The following is a 21,375-nucleotide window of genomic DNA, read 5'->3' as shown; positions in this document are numbered from 1 at the left end:
TGCCAACTGATTATTTTTTATCTAATTAAATACTAAAAATGCTAACGCTATCACATTTTTAATATTTTCTGTTTGATAGCGTTAACATTTCTATTCTATAGTATTTCTATAGTTCAAAATTCAGACAACTATTCATTCACCTTTAATGGAGATTTACTATGAAAATTATGGCAGTATGTGGTTCCGGCTTAGGTAGCAGCTTTATGATGGAAATGAACATTAAAAAAGTATTGGCAAAACTCGGTGTCGAAGCGGAAGTGAGTCATACCGACCTTTCCTCTGTTGTTGCTGATGATGCTGATTTATTTGTGATGGCAAAAGATATTGCCGCAAGCAGCAATGTGCCGAAAGAAAAACTCATCGTGGTAAAAAACATTGTTGGATTAGCAGAATTCGAAGAAAAATTGACCGCTTACTTTAACCAATAACGGAGATGTTATATGGAATCGCTACTCTTTTTTATATTAGATATTCTCAAAGTGCCTTCCGTTCTAGTGGGTTTAATTGCTCTGGTCGGTTTAGTTGCACAGAAAAAATCGGTATCCGATATTGTTAAAGGAACAATCAAAACTATTTTAGGCTTCTTAGTGTTAAGCGGTGGTGCAACAGTACTTTTAAGCTCCCTGACTCCTTTAGGCGGTATGTTTGAACACGCCTTCAACGTGCAAGGCATTATCCCTAATAACGAAGCGATTGTGTCTATGGCAATCGAAAAATATGGTACGGCGACTGCGTTAATTATGGCATTCGGTATGGTAGCCAATATTTTAATTGCACGTTTTACCCGCCTAAAATTCATTTTCTTAACCGGACACCATACCTTCTATATGGCGTGTATGATCGGCGTAATCCTAACCGTTGCCGGCTTTGAAGGTATTCAGCTCGTCTTTGTCGGGGCATTAACCTTAGGGTTAATTATGGCATTTTTCCCGACTATCGCTCACTTCTATATGAAAAAAGTAACCGGTAGCAATGATGTTGCCTTAGGTCATTTCGGCACATTAGGCTACGTGCTCGCTGGTGCAATCGGACAATTAGTAGGAAAAGGCTCTAAATCTACCGAAGAAATGGATTTACCTAAAAACCTAGGCTTCTTACGTGATAGCTCCATTTCTATTTCACTCACGATGATGGCGATTTACTATATTCTCGCCATTGCTTCAGGCAGTGAATACGTTTCCACATTAAGCGGTGGACAACATTATTTAGTGTATGCCACCATTCAAGCCATCACGTTTGCAGCCGGTGTTTATGTCATTTTGCAAGGGGTTCGTTTAATTTTAGCTGAGATCGTCCCGGCATTTACCGGCTTCTCCGAAAAATTAGTACCTGATGCCAAACCGGCTCTCGACTGCCCGATTGTGTTCCCTTATGCTCCCAATGCGGTATTAGTTGGATTTCTTGCCAGTTTCTTAGGTGGGATTTTAAGCTTAGCGATTTTAGGACAACTTAATTGGGTGTTAATTTTACCTGGCGTAGTGCCGCACTTCTTCTGTGGGGCAACTGCCGGCGTATTTGGGAACGCCACCGGCGGGCGTCGTGGTGCAATTATCGGGGCTTTTATTCACGGTATATTAATTACTTTCTTACCGGTATTCTTATTACCTGTACTAGGTTCATTAGGCTTTGCTAACACCACTTTCTCTGACTCAGACTTCGGTGGTATTGGGATTGTGTTAGGCTATATGGCTCAATACTTCGATAAGAATATCATTACGCTCATTATTATCGGCTTATTCACTCTGTTGGTAGCCTATAATTATTTGGCGAAAAAACCGGCAGAGCCGAAAGCCTAATTAAAATCAGATGTTATTTGCTACCTGCGAGGAATCTTCCCTACCATTTATTGATGGTAGGGAATTTTGTTTAGTTAAACGACAACGCTCTTGTTCAATACCCATTATCCATCACATACCCCCCACTCACTTGTTTAATTACGCCGGCTAATTCCAGCCCCAGTAATTCAACTAGCAATGTCTCAATCGTTAACTCTGTAGCTCTGGCTAAATCGTCAATCGCTATAGGCTCTAAGCTGATATGCTGATAAATTTGCTGCTGGCAAGCGGTCAGATTTGGCGGATTTTTTGCAAATTTTTCGCTACTTTTGACCGCTTGTAAAGATGTGCTTACTATTGGCTTAGGCTCATCAAACAAAGGGATTTGTTGAGGTTGATATTGAGAGGCGACCGCCTCTAAAATATCTTCCACCCCCTCCACAAGCAACGCCCCTTCTTTAATTAGCTTGTGGCAACCTTGTGCGTAAGGGTTTTGCACCGCATTCGGTAACGCAAACACCTCCCGACCTTGTTCAAGGGCATAGCGAGCGGTAATTAAAGAGCCACTATTAATGGTTGCTTCAATCACCAAAGTGCCGAGCGATAAACCGCTGATTATGCGGTTTCGGCGTGGGAAATTTTCAGCAATCGGAGGCTGATTAGGTGAAAATTCAGACACCAACGCACCACCTGACTCGACAATTTGTTCAGCCAGTTTTTGATGGCGTGCGGGGTAAATCCGGTTTAAGCCACTGCCCAACACAGCAATCGTAATACCTTGATATTCCACTACTTTTTTATGTGCAAAACCGTCAATGCCAATCGCTAAACCGCTAGTCACCGCCATATTGTGCTTCACCAAGTCAGCGGCAAATTGCCCCGCCCAATATTCACCGTAGGGCGAATAATCCCGACTCCCAACAATCGCAATTTGCGGTAAGGAAAGGCTTTCGACATTACCCTTTACAAATAAAATCGGCGGAGCGGTGGAAATTTGCCGCAGCAAGAAAGGATAAGCTTTATCAAATAAACTCAGGATTTGCTGATTCGGCTGCTCCGCCCAAGTTAGTGCCTGCTCAATCCAATTTTTATCCGGATTAAACCAACGCTGAATCTGCTTTTCATTCCAGCCGATCTGCCTTAACTGTGTTTTATCGTAGGCACAAAATTCGGCAAAATCCAACTCTGCCAATAACCGTCCGATTCGCTGCGGACCAATTTGCACCTGCAACAAACGCAATAAATCATACTGATATGCCATTTTTTCGCCCTCAAAATTTCCCTAATAATAAGAAAACGTTTAGAATAGACAAACGAATTTTTTAAACTTTTCGAGAGAGATCACAAAAATGGCAATATTAGATGTTGTGCTTTACCCCGATGAGAAACTGGCAACCGTTTGTGAACCGGTGGAACAGGTGGACGAAGCACTGAATCGTTTTATCGATGATATGTTTGAGACAATGTACGAACACGAAGGTATTGGCTTAGCTGCACCGCAAGTGGGCGTACTTAAGCGTGTTATTACTATTGATATTGAGGGCGACAAAACCAATCAAGTGGTGTTAATTAACCCTGAAATTTTAGAAAGCAGCGGTGAAACCGGCATTGAAGAGGGCTGTCTCTCCATTCCCGGGCATCGTGCCTTAGTGCCACGCAAAGAGAAAGTGAAAGTCAAAGCCCTTAACCGCCAAGGCGAAGAAATTATCATCGATGCCGATGATTTATTTGCGATTTGTATTCAACACGAAATCGACCATTTAAACGGCGTGCTTTTTGTTGACCACATATCCAATTTAAAACGCCAACGCATCAAAGAAAAAATGCAAAAATTGAAAAAGCAAATTGCACGAGCGAAATAACCAGGCACAAGCGGTTAAAATGGCTTAAAAATTTGCAAATTAAGTGTGATGACACGATAATAACCACAGTTCAACTTTAGAAAGGATAAAAATATGATTATCGTCACCGGCGGCGCAGGTATGATTGGCAGTAACATTGTTAAAGCCTTAAATGAAATCGGTCGCAAAGATATTTTAGTAGTAGATAACCTCAAAAACGGGGAAAAATTTATCAACTTAGTGGACTTAGATATTGCGGATTATTGCGATAAAGAGGATTTCATCGCCTCTATTATCGCCGGCGATGATTTTGGTGAGATTGATGCGGTTTTCCATCAAGGGGCTTGCTCGGCAACCACCGAATGGGACGGCAAATACTTAATGCAAAATAACTACGAATATTCAAAAGAGTTATTGCATTTTTGCTTAGATCGCCAAATTCCTTTCTTCTATGCCTCAAGTGCGGCAACCTATGGCGGACGTTCGGATAATTTTATCGAGAAACGGGAGTTTGAAGGTCCATTAAATGCTTATGGCTACTCCAAATTCCTGTTTGATGAATATGTCCGCCGTATTTTGCCTGAGGCAGAATCACCGGTCTGTGGTTTCAAATATTTCAACGTATACGGGCCTCGTGAGCAACACAAAGGTTCAATGGCAAGCGTGGCATTCCACTTAAACAACCAGATGTTAAAAGGGGAAAATCCAAAACTATTTGCCGGCTCAGAGCAGTTCTTGCGTGATTTTGTTTATGTGGAAGATGTGGCAAAAGTGAATCTTTGGGCGTGGCAAAACAGCATTTCTGGCATTTTCAACCTCGGCACCGGAAAAGCGGAATCTTTCCAAGAAGTTGCGAATGCGGTTATCAAATACCACGGCAAAGGCGAAATTGAAACCATCCCATTCCCGGATCATTTAAAATCCCGCTACCAAACGTTCACTCAAGCGGACTTAACCAACCTAAGAGCCGCTGGCTACACAGGCACATTTAAAACCGTTGCTGAAGGAACAGCGGAATATATGGCGTGGTTGAATCGCTAATCAAACGTTGTTAAAAAAGCAGAAAGAGCTACGAAATGTAGCTCTTTTTGTTATAAGGTTATAAGGTTATAAGGATTAGAATGCTGTCGTATCTTGGAATAAGCCTACTTTTAAATCAGTAGCAGTATAGATCACTCGCCCGTCCACTTCGACTTCACCATCAGCAACCCCCATCACTAACTTACGATTGACCACACGTTTCATATGGATACGGTAAGTAACTTTTTTCGCTGTCGGTAAAATTTGTCCGGTGAATTTTACTTCACCTACGCCCAATGCACGCCCTTTGCCTTCGCCACCAATCCAGCCGAGATAAAAACCAACCAGTTGCCACATCGCATCTAAGCCTAAGCAACCCGGCATTACAGGATCGTTAATAAAATGGCAGTTAAAAAACCATAAATCCGGTTTAATATCAAACTCAGCTTCAATATACCCTTTTTCAAAATTGCCTTTTTCTTGGTTCATTTCAATGATGCGATCCATCATTAACATCGGTGGAGCCGGCAATTGAGGCCCTTTTTCACCGAATAATTCTCCTTTTCCTGATAGCAAAAGCTCTTCGTAAGTATAGCTTGGTTTGATAATTGGTGTACAACTGTTCATTATTTTTAAAATCCTGTAAAGTGAAAAAAGCCTGTTATATCAATAACTGATAAATCAGGCTGATAGTAACAGACTTTTAATTCAGTGAACAGTTGTAAGCTGACTTGTCGGATCAGTCTAGCTTTATCTTTTTGCAAATTTTGCTTAAAAATGAACCGCTTGTTTCTTCACTTTCCCGCTCATCTAGATTCTGGTGAATCAAGGTAAATAATGCTGTTTGGGCTGAGTTAGGGGCTTTCTCATCATCATAAAAATCCCGCTCAAACAGAATCGCTATGGCATCAAACACATTTTCCACCGTCCAAATTTTAAATAGACCTTGCTCCACTGCCTCAACAACTTCTGAACTTAAACTCAAATGGCTAACACAGGCCGCCGGAATAATCACACCTTGTTTCCCCGTTAATTGGCGAGCGTGACAAATATTAAAGAAGCCTTCAATTTTCTGATTTACCCCGCCCACGCTTAGCACATTCCCAAATTGATCGATAGCACCTGTCACCGCAATAGATTGTGGCAAGCCAACTTTAGCTAAGGCACTCACTAGTACATTGAAAATCGCAAGAGAAGAACTATCCCCATCAATTTCACTATAGGATTGTTCAAAAGCAATCGAAGCTGAAAACGGTAACTGGGTTGGTAGTTCTAACAGATTCGCTAAACAAGATTGAGCGATAATAATACCTTTGGAGTGGATATTTCCCCCTAGCTCCACTTTACGCTCAATATCTGTAATTTCGCCATCACCATATTGTACATTACAACTCATGCGTAAGGGCTCGCCAAAACTATGCGGAATGCCTTCAAACTCAATGACCGATAAGCCATTGATCTGCCCAATTTCCTCTCCTTCGGTTTCAATATAAAGTTGATTAGTCAGAATATCACCCACCGTATATTGATTTAATATCGATGATTGCTGTTCTAAATAATCAAAATAACCTTTTACCTCGTCAATTTCGGTCACATTTGGGTAAAAATTTTGAATTCCTAATAAATGTTTTCTCAATAATGTAGGGGAAATAGACACCAACTCTCGGCTTTCACTTTCACGTATATAGGCCTGTAAAAATTGATTAAGCGCTGTGGAAGTTAATCGCTTATTGATGAGATTCTCAGCATAATTCTGAACATAACCTCCCCACTGCTCCACATTATCCGATAATGATAAGTAGGATTTTATTTCGGTATATTGCCCAAATTGGTACAACCCATCATCATAAGCAGATAAAGTAGAAATATCTTCTCTTTCCCCTACTAAAATCAATTTAAATGTTGATTTCTCTTTAGCCGATAAATAGGGTGAGTGATTAACAGAATTTGGCTCATATTCACCAAATAATAATGCCTGTTTTAGCTTATCCCATTGGGTAATATCCAATAAGAGCGAACGGATATTAACAATTAAAATTCCCTTATCTGCCTCGTGAATTGCACCTTTAACATATTCTGTTTTCAGCTCTCTTTCCAAAAACACAGAATAACCAAATAGACTATTTTTATTGAAATCCATTTTGCTAATAATCGGCAGATCTACACTATATTTTTTCAGATATTCCGTGATTTCATTGATAAATTCCGGAAAAATCTCAGATTTTAAGACTAATAAAGCACCAAACTGAGATTGTAAAAATTGATTTAACGCTTGTTTTGCTTGAGGTTGAAAATCTAAAAAATTCAATTTCTCATCTAAACGAGAGAAATCATTTTGCATTACTAATTTTTGGCTACTAAGTAAAGAAAGGGTCACAAATCTGCCTCATTATTGAAAATTTGGTTTATTATACAAAATTCCGCTATACTTGCTAAATATAGCTTACTTTTTCCTATCATATTCAGATTATGCGATATCAGAAACTCATCACCCAAGAAACAACTTGGAAATGGCAATATCTCCTAAAAAAACATCGTGAAGGAGAAAATATTACTAAGTACGAAGAACAAAGCTTGATCGATTTAAAAGTTCAGTTCCTCTCTACTTTGCAAAACTCTCCGGACGAAGTGGAAAAATGGATTAAGTCGGAAATGACGCCTGAGCAACGTAAGAAAATGCGTCAATCAGTACGCGCCAAACGCAAACGCTTCTTTAATGCTGAAAAGCAAACAACCAAGAAAAAATCCATTGATTTAGAGTATTCGAGCTGGTTAAGGCTCTCTAAATATGCCAAAAGCCAAAAACTAACGCTTTCTGAAGCTATTGTCAAATTAACCGATGAACTCGAAAATAAACAACTTTACTTAGAGCAAGTTGCTAAAATGAAATCAAGTTTAAAAGATTTACTGAAATAAAAAAAGAAAAAAGCCCACTAACAAGCGGGCTTTTTTTGATTCAATTTTTCAACTGAATAACTATATTACATAGTTACTTCTTTTGAACCTTGAACTTGGATTTCAACACGACGATCTGGTGCTAAGCAAGCGATTAATGCTTTACGACCTTTAACTGCATCACATGTGTGACCAGTTACTGGGTTTGCTTCACCGTAACCTACAGCTGTTACATTAGCTGGGTTAGTACCTTTAGAAACGATGTAATTAGCTACTGTTTCAGCACGACGTTGTGAAAGTTTTAAGTTAGATGCTTCTTTACCGATACGGTCTGTGTAACCATTAACTTGGATAGCTAGGTTTGCTAAGCCTAAGTTGCTGATTTCAGCGTGTGCTGCATCTAAAGAAGTTGCTGCTGCTGGTTTTAAGCTTGATTTACCGAAATCAAATAAAACATCAGAGCTGAATGCGAAGTTTTTAGTTACAACTTCTGGTGCTTCAACTGGTGCTGCACCTTGACCGAAACGGTATGATAAACCTGCAGATACTGAGTGGATATCTGGGCTGTATTGGAAATTTGTACCTGTTGGAATACTAACTGTTTTACGAACTGCCTTATCTACGTTACCAACACGATTTAAGTATTGATATTCAACACGAGCAGCTAATTCAGGAGTAATTGCATACTCAAGACCAGCACCTAATAATAGAGATGGTTTTAAGTTGTGAGCTTTAATGCGTGAATCTTTATCTACACGTTGTTGTACGTAGTAATCGTTGCGAACTAATGCAACACCTACTTTACCGTAAACATCTAAGTTAGGAACAACTTCGTAGCTTGGTTTTAAGCTTAAGTGCGCACCGTGAGCTGAATGTTTAGCCGCAGTTCTTTCTTTATCATCAGCAAATGTAGTGTTACCACGAACACGACCAAAGTAGTCATAACCTAATTCTGTCGCTAAACCAAAGTTGTTTTGGTTTAAGATTTGGTAACCACCGAATACACCGTAAGTTACAGAGTTACGGTTAATACCGTATTTAAGATCGAATCCACCACCATCTCCTTCGTGGTCAAATTGAGTTAAACCGTCGTGGAATGATGCCCAACCAGCTTTAGCACCTGCGTAGAAAGTGTTAGCTTGTGGAGCTGCTTGAGCTACTGCAGCTGCTGATAATACTGCTAATGCAACTAATGTTTTTTTCATTTTGATGATCCTCTTAAATATTGTCATCGATTAAAATAAATTCTTAATACCCACAAAAAGTATTAAAACTTTAACTTTATGCTTCAACATTATAATAAGAAGCAAGATAGCTAATGTCAGAAGCTATTATACAAAGATTTATCTAAAAACAGATTTTTTGTATAAAATTTATCTTCTGAGTAACATTCTTGTTCTAATTTAGATTGAGCAAGAATATTGTCATTATGTGGTTTCATTTTCGAAAAATCAATCGTTTTTTCCTGATGAAATGTATAGAAACGTAATAATTTGTCTATATTTTAACCAAAAACCATTTTTCGAACACTATTTAATCAAATTGATATTCCATTCCCAATTTTTAGAAAAATTGCTAAGATAAGCAAAATTTAGTGCTTTTATTATAAAAAACCAAACACAGCTTATGATACCTAGACTCTCTGAAGTACCGCAACTGGATAAAGCCACCCAATCCTATTTAACTGAACTCGTCAATCAGCATTTTAGTGGGGAAATTGCATCAAATTATGCAGATAGGCTTTCACTGGCAACAGACAACAGCGTGTATCAGCAAATTCCGCAAGCTATTCTGTTTCCGAAATCCGTTTCTGATGTCGTAATTCTAACCAAACTTGCCCAAAAGCCAGAATATCAACATTTAACTTTTACTCCACGAGGCGGTGGCACAGGCACTAACGGGCAATCTCTTAACAATAATATTATTGTTGATCTCTCCCGCCATATGAATCAGATTTTGGAACTGAATGTGGAAGAGCGTTGGGTTCGAGTGCAGGCTGGCGTGGTGAAAGACCAGCTCAATCAATTTTTAAAACCACATGGACTTTTCTTTTCCCCCGAACTTTCTACCAGTAACCGAGCGACTTTAGGCGGAATGATCAACACCGATGCCTCTGGGCAAGGTTCTTTGCAATATGGCAAAACATCTGATCATATTCTTGCCATCAAATCTGTGCTTATTAACGGCGATATTTTAGAGACACAAGCGGTCAAATCTGCCGATTTTTTTGCACATATTGAAGGGTTAAATCTCTCCGCTCTCGGCAAAACCTTGCACCGTGAAATTTTCAACCGTTGCAAAACATTACGCCCCAAAGTGCTGAACGAACTGCCTCAGCTTAACCGTTTTATTACCGGCTATGATTTAAAAAATGTGTTTAACCATGGTGAAAGCGAATTTAACCTTACCCGTATTTTAACCGGTTCTGAAGGTTCGCTTGCCTTTATTTGCGAAGCCAAACTGAATTTACTGCCGATTCCCAAATATCGCACCTTAATTAATATTAAATATAATTCCTTTGATGCCGCCTTACGCTCCGCTCCTTTTATGTTAGAGGCAAAAGCCTTATCGGTGGAAACGGTTGATTCCAAAGTGCTCAATCTTGCCAAGCAAGATATCGTCTGGCATTCGGTGTCAGATTTATTAACCGAAGACCCAGCCAACCCGATTTTAGGGATTAACATTGTTGAATATGCCTCAAGCGATCAGACTCAAATTGAAACCCAAGTGAAAGCACTCTGCCAAAGCCTTGATCAAAAAATGGCAAATAATGAAGCCGGGATTATCGGCTACCAACTCACGAGTGATGTAAATTCTATCGAGAAAATCTACGCAATGCGGAAAAAAGCCGTAGGCCTGCTAGGCAATGCCAAAGGCTGGGCAAAACCGATCGCCTTTGTAGAAGACACCGCTGTGCCACCGGAAAACCTTGCCGATTACATCGTGGAATTTCGAGCTTTATTAGATCGCTATAATCTGCCTTACGGAATGTTCGGCCACGTTGATGCCGGCGTGCTACACGTTCGCCCTGCTCTTGACTTATGCGACAAAGCCCAAGTGGAAACCTTTAAGCAAATTTCCGACCAAGTAGTCGAACTCACCGCCAAATACGGTGGCTTGATTTGGGGCGAACACGGCAAAGGTATGCGTTCTTACTACGGCGAACGTTTCTTTGGCGAAACTTTGTGGCAAGAACTCCGTTACATCAAAACCTTATTTGACCCGTACAATCGCTTGAACCCAGGTAAAATTTGTACACCATTAGAAAGCGAAACCTCGCTCTACCCGATTGACTCACAAATGCGAGCCGATTTTGACCGCCAAATTCCAATCCAAGTGCGAGAAGAATTTAAAGGAGCAATGAATTGTAACGGCAACGGGCTATGTTTTAACTTTGATGTACACAGCACGATGTGCCCTTCAATGAAAGTCTCGGGCAACCGTCTTTACTCACCGAAAGGGCGGGCTACTCTTGTGCGTGAATGGCTCAGATTACTTACCGAACAAAACGTTTCGCCGGACGATTTGATCTTCAAACCTCGCAAACAAGCGGTCAAATTAGCTGATTTTGTTGCAAAAATTCGCAACACGCTCAATAAAAACAAAGAGTATGATTTTTCACACGAAGTCAAAGCGGCGATGGACACCTGCCTTGCCTGCAAAGCCTGTGCCAGCCAATGCCCAATCAAAATTGACGTACCGACGTTCAGATCGCAATTTAACGAGCTTTACCACAGCCGCTATTTGCGACCACTGAAAGATTATGTGGTCTCAAACTTAGAATTTATCGCCCCTTTAATGGCGAAACAACCACGTTTTTTTAACTTTTTCAGCACCTCAACTTTTGCCGAAAAAGCTGCAAACAAAACCATTGGAATGACCTATTTGCCGGCATTGTCAGTGCCAAATCTGCAACATCAGTTGGTGGAAGTCGGCTACCAAGGCGAGAGCTTAGAAAGCCTTGAACAACAAGCTACAAGCGGTGATTTTTCTGCAAAAAATTGCAAAACCTTGTTTATTGTGCAAGATCCGTTTACCTCTTATTACGATGCCAAAGTGGTGGCAGACTTTATCGCTCTCATTAAAAAATTAGGCTTTAAGCCGATTGTGTTGCCATTCAAGCCAAGTGGTAAAGCACAACACGTTAAAGGCTTTTTGCATAAATTTGCGAAAACAGCGAAAAACCAAGCCGATTTTTTAAACCGTGTGGCGAAATTGGGGCTACCGATGGTGGCTGTCGATCCTGCCTTAACTTTGCTTTATCGTGAAGAATACAAAGAGATCCTCAAAGAAGCTCGGGGGGATTTCAAAGTCTTATTGGCACACGAATGGTTAAGGGAAGTGATTAAAAACGGCGAGCTGGAAAATTGCAAAAAATCGGCAAATTCCGACCGCTTGCCGTGGTATTTATTTGCTCACTGCACCGAATCCACCGCCTTGCCAAGCTCAATGAAAGAGTGGCAAGCTATTTTCGCCCATTTTGGTGAAACCTTACTCAATGAAAATGTCGGTTGCTGTGGAATGGCAGGCACGTTCGGACACGAAACCAAACACGTTGAAATGTCGAAAGCGATTTATCAGCAATCATGGCAAATTAAATTAAAAAATAAACCGCTTGAGCGTTGCCTAGCAACCGGCTACTCCTGCCGCTCGCAAGTCAAACGTTTTGAACAACAAGGCATTAAACACCCAATTCAAGCGTTGCTGGACGTGATTTAAGGTTGAAATGTAACCTAAAAGGACTTAGAATAAAAAGCGAGGCAGGTAACCAGCCTGCCTCTGTCTGATTTTAGGTTATCTAGCGAATAACCAAACTAGCACATCAAGTATGGTGAGTACTTTAATGCTAGCGGAAGTTGCTAATAATATTAGCAACGCAACCAGAAAGAAAACTTCTGATTTTCTCACATAAATCACCTCCTTAGTGCTATATGGCTTAAGGTAATATGGGCGACCAAACAATGTACTATTGGCGTAGTATGTTTCGCTCAAAGAGATAATGAAAGCTGTCTAAATAGACAGCTTTTTTATTAGACAGGAAATAATAATGACCATTTGGAAGCAAACAGCAACTTGTGAACAATTAAACACACTCAGCCAAAAATCGGCGGTGTCACACTTAGGGATTGAATTTACCGCTATCGGTGAAGATTGGATTGAAGCACAGCTTCAGGTGGACGAACGCACTCAACAGCCGTTTGGCGTATTGCACGGCGGTGTATCGGCAGCACTCGCGGAAACTACTGCCAATGCAGGGGCGTTAATGGTGTGTGAACCCCATCAAATTGCGGTGGGAATGGAGCTAAACATCAGCCATTTAAAATCGATTCCGGCAGGCACAAAAGCGATTGCCAAAGCTACACCGCTGAAATTAGGGCGTGAAGTACAGGTTTGGAATATCGACATTAAAGACGAACAAGGTAACCTGTGTGCAGTTGCTCGCCTTTCCACCAAAACCTTAGATAAACGTTAGTTTCTTATTCTCCACAAGCGGTCAAATTCTCCGAAAATTTTGCAAAAAACTTGGAAAATCCGACCGCTTGTTCATAAAAGGCGTTTGGAAAACAAGCTAACCTATTATAAAATACCTTTCTTTTTATCCATTACTAACAAGAGAATTCCAACATGAATAATCGTGGCTTACTGCTAATGGGTTTATTTCTTGTGTCTATTTTGATTTTTACACAATGGCAACAAGATTTTGATCCTGAAATTCAAGCACAAAAACAAGCTCAAGTGGCAGCACAAACCCAACAAGCGGGTGATCTTCCGTCTGCTTCCAATGCCAATAATCCAATCGCAGATAGCATCACGCAAGGTAAAACCATTACCGTGGAAAGCGATGTATTACGTCTGACTATTGATACCTTAGGCGGTGATGTCATCGGCTCAGATTTGTTAAAACACAATGCTGAATTACACTCTAACACGCCATTTAAACTATTACAGCAAGACGGCGACAAAATCTACGTTGCTCAAAGCGGTTTAGTGGGTAAAAACGGGATTGATACCAATGCCGGTCGCCCACAATATGCGGTAACGGCAGATAGCTTCAAATTAGCCGAAGGGCAAAATGAAATTTCTGTACCATTAACCTTTGAAAAAGAGGGTGTGGTTTACACCAAAACTTTCACGCTAAAACGTGGTAGCTACGATGTTGGGGTAAACTTCAATATCAAAAATAATACTGCACAAGCGATTGAAGTTCAGCCTTACGGGCAATTAAAACACTCTATAGTTGAAAGTTCCGGCAATTTAACCATGCCGACTTACACCGGCGGGGCTTATTCTTCTTCAGAAACCAACTACAAAAAATACAGTTTCCAAGATATGGAAAAAGCCAACTTAAGCGTGGACACCAAAGCGGGTTGGATTGCGGTATTACAGCACTATTTCGTGTCTGCTTGGGTGCCAAACCAAGATGCGGATAACAGCCTTTATTCACGCACCAATAATGGGGTAGCAACTATCGGTTACCGTGGCCCTTTAACTACGATTGCGCCAAATTCAGAGGCTAATTTAAATAGCAAACTTTGGACAGGTTCTAAAGATCAGAAAGAAATGGGCGAATCAGCAAATCACCTAGACTTAACCGTAGATTACGGCTGGGCGTGGTTTATCGCTAAACCGCTTTTCTGGTTACTAACCGCAATTCAAAAAATCGTAAGCAACTGGGGCTTGGCAATTATCGGTGTCACTATTGTAGTGAAAACCATTCTTTACCCATTAACCAAAGCACAATACACCTCGATGGCAAAAATGCGTATGTTACAACCTCGCATTACTGAAATGCGTGAACGTTTCGGCGACGACCGCCAACGTATGAGCCAAGAGATGATGAAACTCTACAGAGAAGAAAAAGTGAACCCAATGGGTGGCTGCTTACCAATTTTAATCCAAATGCCGATTTTCATTGCTTTATATTGGACATTTATGGAAGCGGTAGAATTACGCCACGCACCTTTCTTCGGCTGGATTCAAGACTTATCGGCACAAGACCCATACTACATTTTGCCTTTATTAATGGGTGGTTCGATGTTCTTGTTACAAAAAATGTCGCCAACACCGGTAGCTGACCCGGTACAACAAAAAGTAATGACCTTTATGCCGGTTATCTTTACCGTGTTCTTCTTATGGTTCCCATCAGGCTTAGTGCTTTACTGGTTAACCTCAAACTTAATCACGATTGCACAGCAATGGTTGATTTACCGTAACCTTGAGAAAAAAGGCTTACACTCTCGTAAGAAATAATCACTAAAAACAAAGCCCGTTGAATTGAATCAACGGGCTTTTTGTTGCTTTACAAGCGGTTATTTTCCAGCATAATTCTGCAAATTATAATACCGCTAACGCCGCCTCATAATCCGGCTCTTGTTTAATTTCCGGCACTAATTCGCTGTGTAATACCTTGTTGTTTTCATCTAACACAATTACTGAACGTGAAGTTAAGCCTGCCAACGGACCTGAAATAATATCTACCCCCAGTTTGTTGTGTAAATCACGATGACGGAAACTGGATAATACTTTGGCATTTTCAATTCCTTCTGCTCCACAGAAACGTGCTTGGGCAAAAGGTAAATCCGCTGAAATGCAAAGGACAACCGTATTCGCTACATCAGCCGCTTTTTGATTAAACACACGCACAGAAGTGGCACAAATGCCGGTGTCAATACTTGGGAAAATATTTAACACTTTGCGTTTGCCATCAAAATCGGAAAGCGAAACATCACTTAAATCACTGTTGACTAAGGTAAAATCGGCAACCACATCGCCTTTTTGTGGAAATGTGCCTGCAACATCAATCGGGCTTCCTGCTAAAGTCACTTTACTCATTTTTTTCTCCTTATCAAATAAACAAGCGGTTTAAATATACCGATTTTTTGCAAAATAGGAAACTATCAATTTAATGTGGATAGCCTTTAGAAAATAACCTTATTTTGCTATACTCCTAGACAATTTATTTTTAAGGTTATTCCATTATGTTAAAAATTTTTCGTATTTTAATTGTTGCCCTTGCCGCTATTTTCATTTCTATTTTTGGCACTATTTATGCGTTACTGCGTTTACGTCACCCAAGTAGCGTGGGTGTGGTAGCTCGTTGGTTTGGTGCTTTGCATAAATTAGTCGGGTTGGAATTAATTACCCGCAAAAAGCCGGAAATTAACTATCCGGTTGTCTATATCGGCAATCATCAAAACAATTACGATATGGTAACGATTTCCTCAATGGTGGCAGAAAAGACGGTGAGTATCGGCAAAAAAAGCCTGATTTGGATTCCGTTTTTCGGTTTGGTTTACTGGGCAACCGGCAATATTTTTATTCACCGTGAAAAGCGTTCCAGTGCGATTGAAACAATGAATAAAGCAGGGCAAATCGTGAAAGAACGCAATGTGTCGGTGTGGATGTTCCCGGAAGGTACTCGTAGCCGTGGGCGTGGTTTACTGCCATTTAAAACCGGTGCATTCCATTTAGCCATTTCTGCCGGCGTGCCGATTGTGCCGGTAGTTTGCTCTAATTTACACAATAAAGTGGATTTGAACCGTTCAAATAACGGCACAGTAATCTGTGAAATGCTTGATCCGATTGATACTTCAGGCTATTCCCGTGAAAACGTCAAAGAACTGATGGAAAAGTGCCATCAAATTATGTTGGCAAAATTTGAACAACTTAATCAAGAAGTCGAACAGTTAGAAAACACTGCAAAAAACGCCTAATATGAAAAAACAGATCACCCGACGCCAATTTTTACAAGGCTCTGCCCTTGCGGCTGGATTTGCAACAGTGCCAACACCGCTATTAGCAGCAGAGCGACCGCAACTGAACATTCCGCCTTTAATGGATATTGGGCGAGGAAAGCCGGTTCGGTTGGATTTACGCCCCGCACAAACCCAATTTGATAAAGGCAAATTGGTTGATGTATGGGGTGTGAACGGGCAATATCTTGCCCCAACCGTACGGGTAAAATCGGGGGATTTTGTCAAATTAACTTATCTCAATAATTTACCGCAAAAAATCTCAATGAATATTCAAGGATTGCAAGCCTCAAGTGAGATGATTGGCACGGTGCATCGTTCCCTTGACCCCAAAAGTAGCTGGTCGCCGATTGTTTCTATCAATCAACCGGCTTGTACTTGTTGGTATCACGCCGATACAATGCTCAACTCGGCATTCCAAGTGTATCGTGGCTTAGCCGGCTTGTGGATGATTGAAGATGAACAGAGCAAAAAAGCCACTTTACCGAATAAATATGGCGTGAACGACATTCCGTTAATTCTGCAAGACCAGCTTCTCAACAAAGACGGCGTACAGGTGTTAGATAAAAACACCTCACAATTTTTCGGTAAGCGATTATTTGTCAACGGGCAGGAATCGCCTTATTTTAACGTGCCTCGTGGCTGGGTCAGATTGCGGATCGTCAATGCCTCACTTTCCCGTGCTTATGAATTACGCTTAGATAACGAGCAGCCGTTGTACCTAATCGCCACCGGCTTAGGAATGCTGGCAGAGCCACTTGAAACCGAATCGGTTCAACTTGCACCGAGTGAAAGGGTGGAAGTGTTGGTCGATTTAAGCGAAGGGAAAGCGGTATCGCTGATAAGCGGTCAAAAAAGAGATATTTTTTACAAAATCGGGCAGGTCTTTGCTGACAACGACGAATTGAATGATAACGTGATTTTAGAGCTTCGCCCTGAAGGAATGGCAGCGGTATTGAATAATAAACCGAGTTTACCGGCTTTCAACTTAGAGGAATTTAACCTGAAAATCAGCCAAGAGAGACGTTTTGCCATTCGTCCGGCTGATTATTTAATCAACCAAAAGCGGTTTGACCCAAAACGCATTGATTTTACCGCGCAAAAAGGCAGCATTGAGCGTTGGTATTTACATAGCACACAAGCGGTCGGATTTACGCTACAAGGTGCAAAATTCATTATTGAAACCCTAAACCGCAAGCAATACCCTATCAAACAACTTGCGTGGCGGGACACCGTTTGGCTCGAGGCGGAGCAAGAAATCACGCTGTTGGTTCGCTTTGATAATACTGCCCCTGAGCAACTGCCATTTACCTTTGGCGTGAGCGATTTTATGCTGCGTGATAGAGGTACGATGGGTCAATTTAGCGTAATTGAAAATGGACAATAACCGACTGATAAGCGATAATGCCCCATAATTTTGCCCATAAAAAGGAAAATAGAATGAGCCAAGAATTTTTAGATTTTGAATTGCCGATTGCTGAATTGGAAGCCAAGATCGAGTCTTTAAGAGCAGTCAGCGAGCAAGATGACAAAATTAATCTTGATGATGAAATCAAGCGTTTACAAAAGAAAAGCGAGGAATTAACCAAGAAAACCTTTGCTAATTTAGATGCGTGGCAAATTTCCCGTATGGCACGCCACCCCAATCGCCCGTACACTTTAGATTATATTGAGCATATTTTCACTGAATTTGACGAACTGGCAGGCGACCGTGCCTTTGCCGATGATAAAGCGATTGTCGGTGGTATTGCCCGTCTGGACGGACGTCCGGTGATGGTTATCGGTCATCAGAAAGGTCGTACCGTAAAAGAGAAAGTGAAACGTAACTTTGGTATGCCTGCTCCTGAAGGCTATCGCAAAGCGTTACGTTTAATGGAAATGGCAGAACGCTTTAATATGCCAATCATCACCTTTATCGACACACCGGGAGCTTATCCGGGCATTGGTGCGGAAGAGCGTGGTCAGTCAGAAGCGATTGCCCGTAACCTGCGTGAAATGTCTCAACTTTCCGTGCCAGTAATCTGTACGGTAATTGGCGAAGGTGGCTCGGGCGGTGCATTAGCGATCGGTGTGGGCGATAAGGTCAATATGTTGCAATATTCAACTTACTCGGTAATTTCACCTGAAGGCTGTGCCTCGATTCTGTGGAAAAGTGCCGATAAAGCCTCAACGGCAGCAGAAGTAATGGGTTTAACTGCCCCTCGTTTAAAAGAGCTTGAGCTGATTGATAACATCGTGCCGGAACCCTTAGGCGGTGCTCATCGCAATGTTGAACAAATCGCCCAAAACCTTAAACAGCGTATTGTTGAAGATTTGGCAGGGTTAGATCAACTTAATAAAGAGGATTTACTGGAACGCCGTTATCAACGCTTAATGAATTACGGTTACGTCTAATTCAATTTCACCCTACAAGCGGTAAGATTTTTGTGAAAATTTGCAAAATCTTGCCATTTTACATTAAAGGGGACTCATCAGAAAATAAAGGTGATGGTGCCGACTACCGGAATCGAACTGGTGACCTACTGATTACAAGTCAGTTGCTCTACCTACTGAGCTAAGTCGGCATATTGAATGGATAAGAGAACGAGGCGGGATTATAGAGATTTCTTGATGAGCTTCAAGTCCTTGCAACTTCAAATGACTAAAAAACAACACATATTGAAATTTTAAAGGAGTGAATGAATGAAAAACATACTATCCATACAATCGCACGTTGTCTACGGCTATGCCGGCAATAAGGCTTCAACTTTTCCTATGCAGCTGTTAGGTGTTGATGTATGGGCGTTAAATACCGTACAGTTTTCCAACCATACCCAATATGGAAAATGGGGCGGTATGGTGATGCCAAAAGAACAAATCGGTAGCATTGTTGATGGCATTCACAATATCGGTGAACTGCATCGTTGCGATGCCGTACTCTCTGGCTATATCGGCTCGGCAGAACAAGTAGCCGAAATTATTCAGGCTTTTCATAAAGTGAAAGCGGAAAATCCAAACGCAATTTATGTATGCGACCCGGTAATGGGACACCCCGACAAAGGCTGCATTGTGGCAGACGGCGTAAAAGAGGGATTGATCAATCTGGCAATGGCACAAGCCGACATTATCACACCAAATTTAGTGGAATTAAGAGAATTAACCGGTTTAACGGTGGAAAATTTTGAGCAAGCGGTCGAGGCAGTGAAAGTGATTTTAACCAAAGGCCCGAAAAAAGTATTGGTTAAACATTTAAGCCGAGTCGGCAAAGAGAGCAACAAATTTGAAATGCTGTTCGCCAACCAAGATGGCATTTGGCACATCAGCCGCCCACTCTACCAATTTGCCAAAGAACCTGTCGGTGTAGGCGATTTAACCGCAGGGCTATTTGTGGCGAACTTATTAAATGGAAAATCCGATCTAGAAGCCTTTGAACACACTGCAAATGCGGTCAATGAGGTAATGGAACAAACCGCTAGATCAGGGCTTTATGAGTTACAAATTATTGCTTCTCGTGATCGGATTGTTAATCCACAGTGTAGTTACCAAGCTGTAAAGATTGCCTAATTAAATGAAGTATAAAATAACATTATTATCTCTATAACTATAAAAAAACGGGCGTATAAACGCCCGTTTTGTTTAAAAAGATTCAGTTAGAAATTAATTCTAATCCCAGCAGTCACAACGTTGTTGTGACCACTATTTTTTGCGAGTTTAAGGTCGTAATTCACATATAAGGAAGTATTTTTATTTACTTCCGCCAATGCACCAATCCCTACCCACGTTTTATGTTTTGCAAGCCCAATACCTTTTACGTCGAATTTTGCATCTTGTAAACCTGTATAACTTGCTTTAAAGCTAAGATCTTCTCGATTAAACGCTTTTTGATGATTTACATAGCCTTGGAAAGTCGTTTTCATCCCAGCTAAATTCACCTCTAAAGATGTTCGTAAACCAATCAATCCGCTTGTTTGTTTATAGGTTGCTTTGTCCGCGGTGAGACCAAATTGACTGTTTTGCTCACTGAATGCGCCACGTCTGACAACATCATGACTAAAACCGACAAATGGAGTTAACGCAAAGCGACCTTGCTTGAAGTCATAGCCTGATTCGACATAAGCAGAAAACACTCTGTCTCGGTGGTTGATTTTTGCTGTACTTGCGTTATTATCCGCCAAAATAATATGACGCTCTACATCTGAATCAACACTGCCATAACCGGCTCGACCTTGTAAATACCAAGGTGTTTTATGCTTATTGCCTATACGGGCATATAATGATGCACCTATTCCATCTGCTTTTGAACTACCGCCATAACGATCGAAGTTCACTTTTGCTTTAGAATAATTAAGTGCCGCACCTAAAATCACATGGTCTGTAACTGGCTTATCAAAACCTATTTGGCCAGCATAGGTATTGGTTTTACCTTCACCAAACCCTATTTCTTTTAGAGTACCATTCCCATAAATACCCGTTACTCACACACCAGCAGTCTCACCTACATTATCCAGCGTTCCTAACATTACAAGACGGTTAGAGAGATCTTTATTCACTGTTTCTGAGTTTTCAAAAGTAAGCGCTTGCGCAGACGCATAAATTTGACCAGATAAGCTATCTAAAACCACACTTTGCGTATTGATGTTTGCAATACTGTTTTGTAAAGTAGCCGCTTGTTGTGCGAATTCATCATTTGTAGCATTTGTAGAACCATTATTTCCTTCAATTTGGTTATCCAATGCCGAAAATGAGCTCTCTAAAGCAGTCGCGACATTTTTCCACATTGCATCACCAGAGGTGTTTTCGTTTACATAGTCTGCTACATTTTTCCGGCTAACTGTTGCTTTTACTTCATTCTCATTGGTTTTTTCCGCCGTCGCAGTTAATAACCCTGAGGTTTCTATTGCAGCAAAGTTACCCTTAATTGCGGAATCAGAAGTAATAGCACTCATTGATAAACCTTTTTGGGTCACATACTGAGCTTTACCCTCTTTTACCGCAGCTAGTGATAAAGTAGAGCCGTTTAAGTGTAGAAGATCAGACTTGATCTGACAATTCACTCTAAAAAGTGAGAGTTTCCCGTTTAGAATATGAGTGTCAAAAATCAATCTAAACAAA

At 41.0% G+C, this 21,375-nt stretch carries 19 protein-coding genes and 1 tRNA gene; 12 read left to right on the top strand and 8 right to left on the bottom strand.

Annotated elements, in window-relative coordinates; all coding sequences use genetic code 11:
* Positions 1–158 precede the first annotated feature (158 nt).
* Entirely contained in the window at positions 159–428 is a 270-nt protein-coding gene (locus EDC41_RS06900) for a PTS sugar transporter subunit IIB (protein ID WP_006248763.1), read from the top strand.
* A 12-nt stretch (positions 429–440) separates the two neighbouring features.
* The gene (locus EDC41_RS06895; protein WP_006251920.1) at positions 441–1,796 is read left to right on the top strand and encodes a PTS ascorbate transporter subunit IIC; all 1,356 of its coding nucleotides are present in this window, start codon (positions 441–443) and stop codon (positions 1,794–1,796) included.
* Between the two features lie 94 nt (positions 1,797–1,890).
* Here the strand turns inward: EDC41_RS06895 and dprA are convergent, their stop codons facing one another.
* Positions 1,891–3,036 carry a DNA-processing protein DprA gene (gene dprA, locus EDC41_RS06890; protein ID WP_006251919.1) on the bottom strand — a complete coding sequence of 382 codons (1,146 nt, stop codon included), beginning with the start codon at positions 3,034–3,036 and terminating at the stop codon, positions 1,891–1,893.
* 88 nt (positions 3,037–3,124) lie between these two features.
* Between dprA and def the strand changes: the two genes are divergently transcribed.
* Together def and rfaD are read left to right on the top strand one after the other, a co-directional pair.
* Positions 3,125–3,637, top strand: a complete 513-nt coding sequence (gene def, locus EDC41_RS06885) for a peptide deformylase (RefSeq protein WP_006248765.1) — start codon at positions 3,125–3,127, stop codon at positions 3,635–3,637.
* Between the two features lie 93 nt (positions 3,638–3,730).
* On the top strand, positions 3,731–4,657 hold the full coding sequence (gene rfaD, locus EDC41_RS06880; protein WP_006248766.1) for an ADP-glyceromanno-heptose 6-epimerase: 927 nt from the start codon (positions 3,731–3,733) through the stop codon (positions 4,655–4,657).
* 75 nt (positions 4,658–4,732) lie between these two features.
* Here rfaD and fabA read toward each other — a convergent pair whose 3' ends face one another.
* Positions 4,733–5,263 (bottom strand): bifunctional 3-hydroxydecanoyl-ACP dehydratase/trans-2-decenoyl-ACP isomerase, encoded by a 531-nt coding sequence (gene fabA, locus EDC41_RS06875; protein WP_006248767.1) that lies wholly within the window; start codon positions 5,261–5,263, stop codon positions 4,733–4,735.
* 112 nt (positions 5,264–5,375) lie between these two features.
* On the bottom strand, positions 5,376–7,013 hold the full coding sequence (locus EDC41_RS06870; RefSeq protein WP_006251918.1) for an AAA family ATPase: 1,638 nt from the start codon (positions 7,011–7,013) through the stop codon (positions 5,376–5,378).
* Between the two features lie 92 nt (positions 7,014–7,105).
* Between EDC41_RS06870 and matP the strand changes: the two genes are divergently transcribed.
* Entirely contained in the window at positions 7,106–7,552 is a 447-nt protein-coding gene (gene matP, locus EDC41_RS06865) for a macrodomain Ter protein MatP (RefSeq protein WP_006248769.1), read from the top strand.
* A gap of 65 nt (positions 7,553–7,617) precedes the next feature.
* Here matP and ompA read toward each other — a convergent pair whose 3' ends face one another.
* On the bottom strand, positions 7,618–8,736 hold the full coding sequence (ompA, locus tag EDC41_RS06860; RefSeq protein WP_020824288.1) for a porin OmpA: 1,119 nt from the start codon (positions 8,734–8,736) through the stop codon (positions 7,618–7,620).
* A gap of 421 nt (positions 8,737–9,157) precedes the next feature.
* Between ompA and ydiJ the strand changes: the two genes are divergently transcribed.
* From ydiJ to yidC, 3 genes are all read left to right on the top strand, one after another.
* Positions 9,158–12,250 (top strand): D-2-hydroxyglutarate dehydrogenase YdiJ, encoded by a 3,093-nt coding sequence (gene ydiJ / locus EDC41_RS06855; RefSeq protein WP_061888606.1) that lies wholly within the window; start codon positions 9,158–9,160, stop codon positions 12,248–12,250.
* Between the two features lie 328 nt (positions 12,251–12,578).
* Positions 12,579–13,004: a hotdog fold thioesterase gene (locus tag EDC41_RS06850; RefSeq protein WP_006251915.1), complete on the top strand. Its 426-nt coding sequence runs from the start codon at positions 12,579–12,581 to the stop codon at positions 13,002–13,004.
* A 152-nt stretch (positions 13,005–13,156) separates the two neighbouring features.
* The gene (gene yidC / locus EDC41_RS06845) at positions 13,157–14,782 is read left to right on the top strand and encodes a membrane protein insertase YidC (protein WP_006250337.1); all 1,626 of its coding nucleotides are present in this window, start codon (positions 13,157–13,159) and stop codon (positions 14,780–14,782) included.
* Between the two features lie 84 nt (positions 14,783–14,866).
* Here the strand turns inward: yidC and tpx are convergent, their stop codons facing one another.
* A complete protein-coding gene (gene tpx / locus EDC41_RS06840) occupies positions 14,867–15,364 on the bottom strand; it encodes a thiol peroxidase (protein WP_006250338.1) in 498 nt (165 codons plus the stop codon).
* Between the two features lie 146 nt (positions 15,365–15,510).
* Between tpx and EDC41_RS06835 the strand changes: the two genes are divergently transcribed.
* From EDC41_RS06835 to accA, 3 genes are read left to right on the top strand one after another with little or no spacing between them, the layout of a single operon-like run.
* Complete coding sequence (locus EDC41_RS06835; RefSeq protein ID WP_006250339.1) at positions 15,511–16,245, top strand: 1-acylglycerol-3-phosphate O-acyltransferase; 735 nt, start codon at positions 15,511–15,513, stop codon at positions 16,243–16,245.
* Between the two features lies 1 nt (position 16,246).
* Entirely contained in the window at positions 16,247–17,671 is a 1,425-nt protein-coding gene (locus tag EDC41_RS06830) for a multicopper oxidase domain-containing protein (RefSeq protein WP_006251914.1), read from the top strand.
* A gap of 53 nt (positions 17,672–17,724) precedes the next feature.
* Complete coding sequence (gene accA, locus EDC41_RS06825) at positions 17,725–18,678, top strand: acetyl-CoA carboxylase carboxyl transferase subunit alpha (protein WP_006250341.1); 954 nt, start codon at positions 17,725–17,727, stop codon at positions 18,676–18,678.
* 94 nt (positions 18,679–18,772) lie between these two features.
* On the opposite strand, the gene EDC41_RS06820 is transcribed toward accA, so the two are convergent.
* Positions 18,773–18,848: transfer RNA gene (locus tag EDC41_RS06820), tRNA-Thr, on the bottom strand.
* Between the two features lie 118 nt (positions 18,849–18,966).
* Between EDC41_RS06820 and pdxY the strand changes: the two genes are divergently transcribed.
* On the top strand, positions 18,967–19,827 hold the full coding sequence (pdxY, locus tag EDC41_RS06815) for a pyridoxal kinase PdxY (protein ID WP_006250342.1): 861 nt from the start codon (positions 18,967–18,969) through the stop codon (positions 19,825–19,827).
* A gap of 86 nt (positions 19,828–19,913) precedes the next feature.
* Here the strand turns inward: pdxY and EDC41_RS13845 are convergent, their stop codons facing one another.
* Both EDC41_RS13845 and EDC41_RS13840 read right to left on the bottom strand, forming a co-directional pair.
* Complete coding sequence (locus EDC41_RS13845; RefSeq protein ID WP_075271724.1) at positions 19,914–20,729, bottom strand: autotransporter outer membrane beta-barrel domain-containing protein; 816 nt, start codon at positions 20,727–20,729, stop codon at positions 19,914–19,916.
* A gap of 9 nt (positions 20,730–20,738) precedes the next feature.
* Positions 20,739–21,374: a serine protease gene (locus EDC41_RS13840; protein ID WP_237027465.1), complete on the bottom strand. Its 636-nt coding sequence runs from the start codon at positions 21,372–21,374 to the stop codon at positions 20,739–20,741.
* Position 21,375 lies beyond the last annotated feature (1 nt).

This window comes from Mannheimia haemolytica (assembly GCF_004342115.1).
Taxonomy (GTDB): Bacteria; Pseudomonadota; Gammaproteobacteria; order Enterobacterales; family Pasteurellaceae; genus Mannheimia; species Mannheimia haemolytica.
Note: the sequence above shows the minus strand (reverse complement) of the source record. Positions and strands in the feature narration are given on the sequence as shown.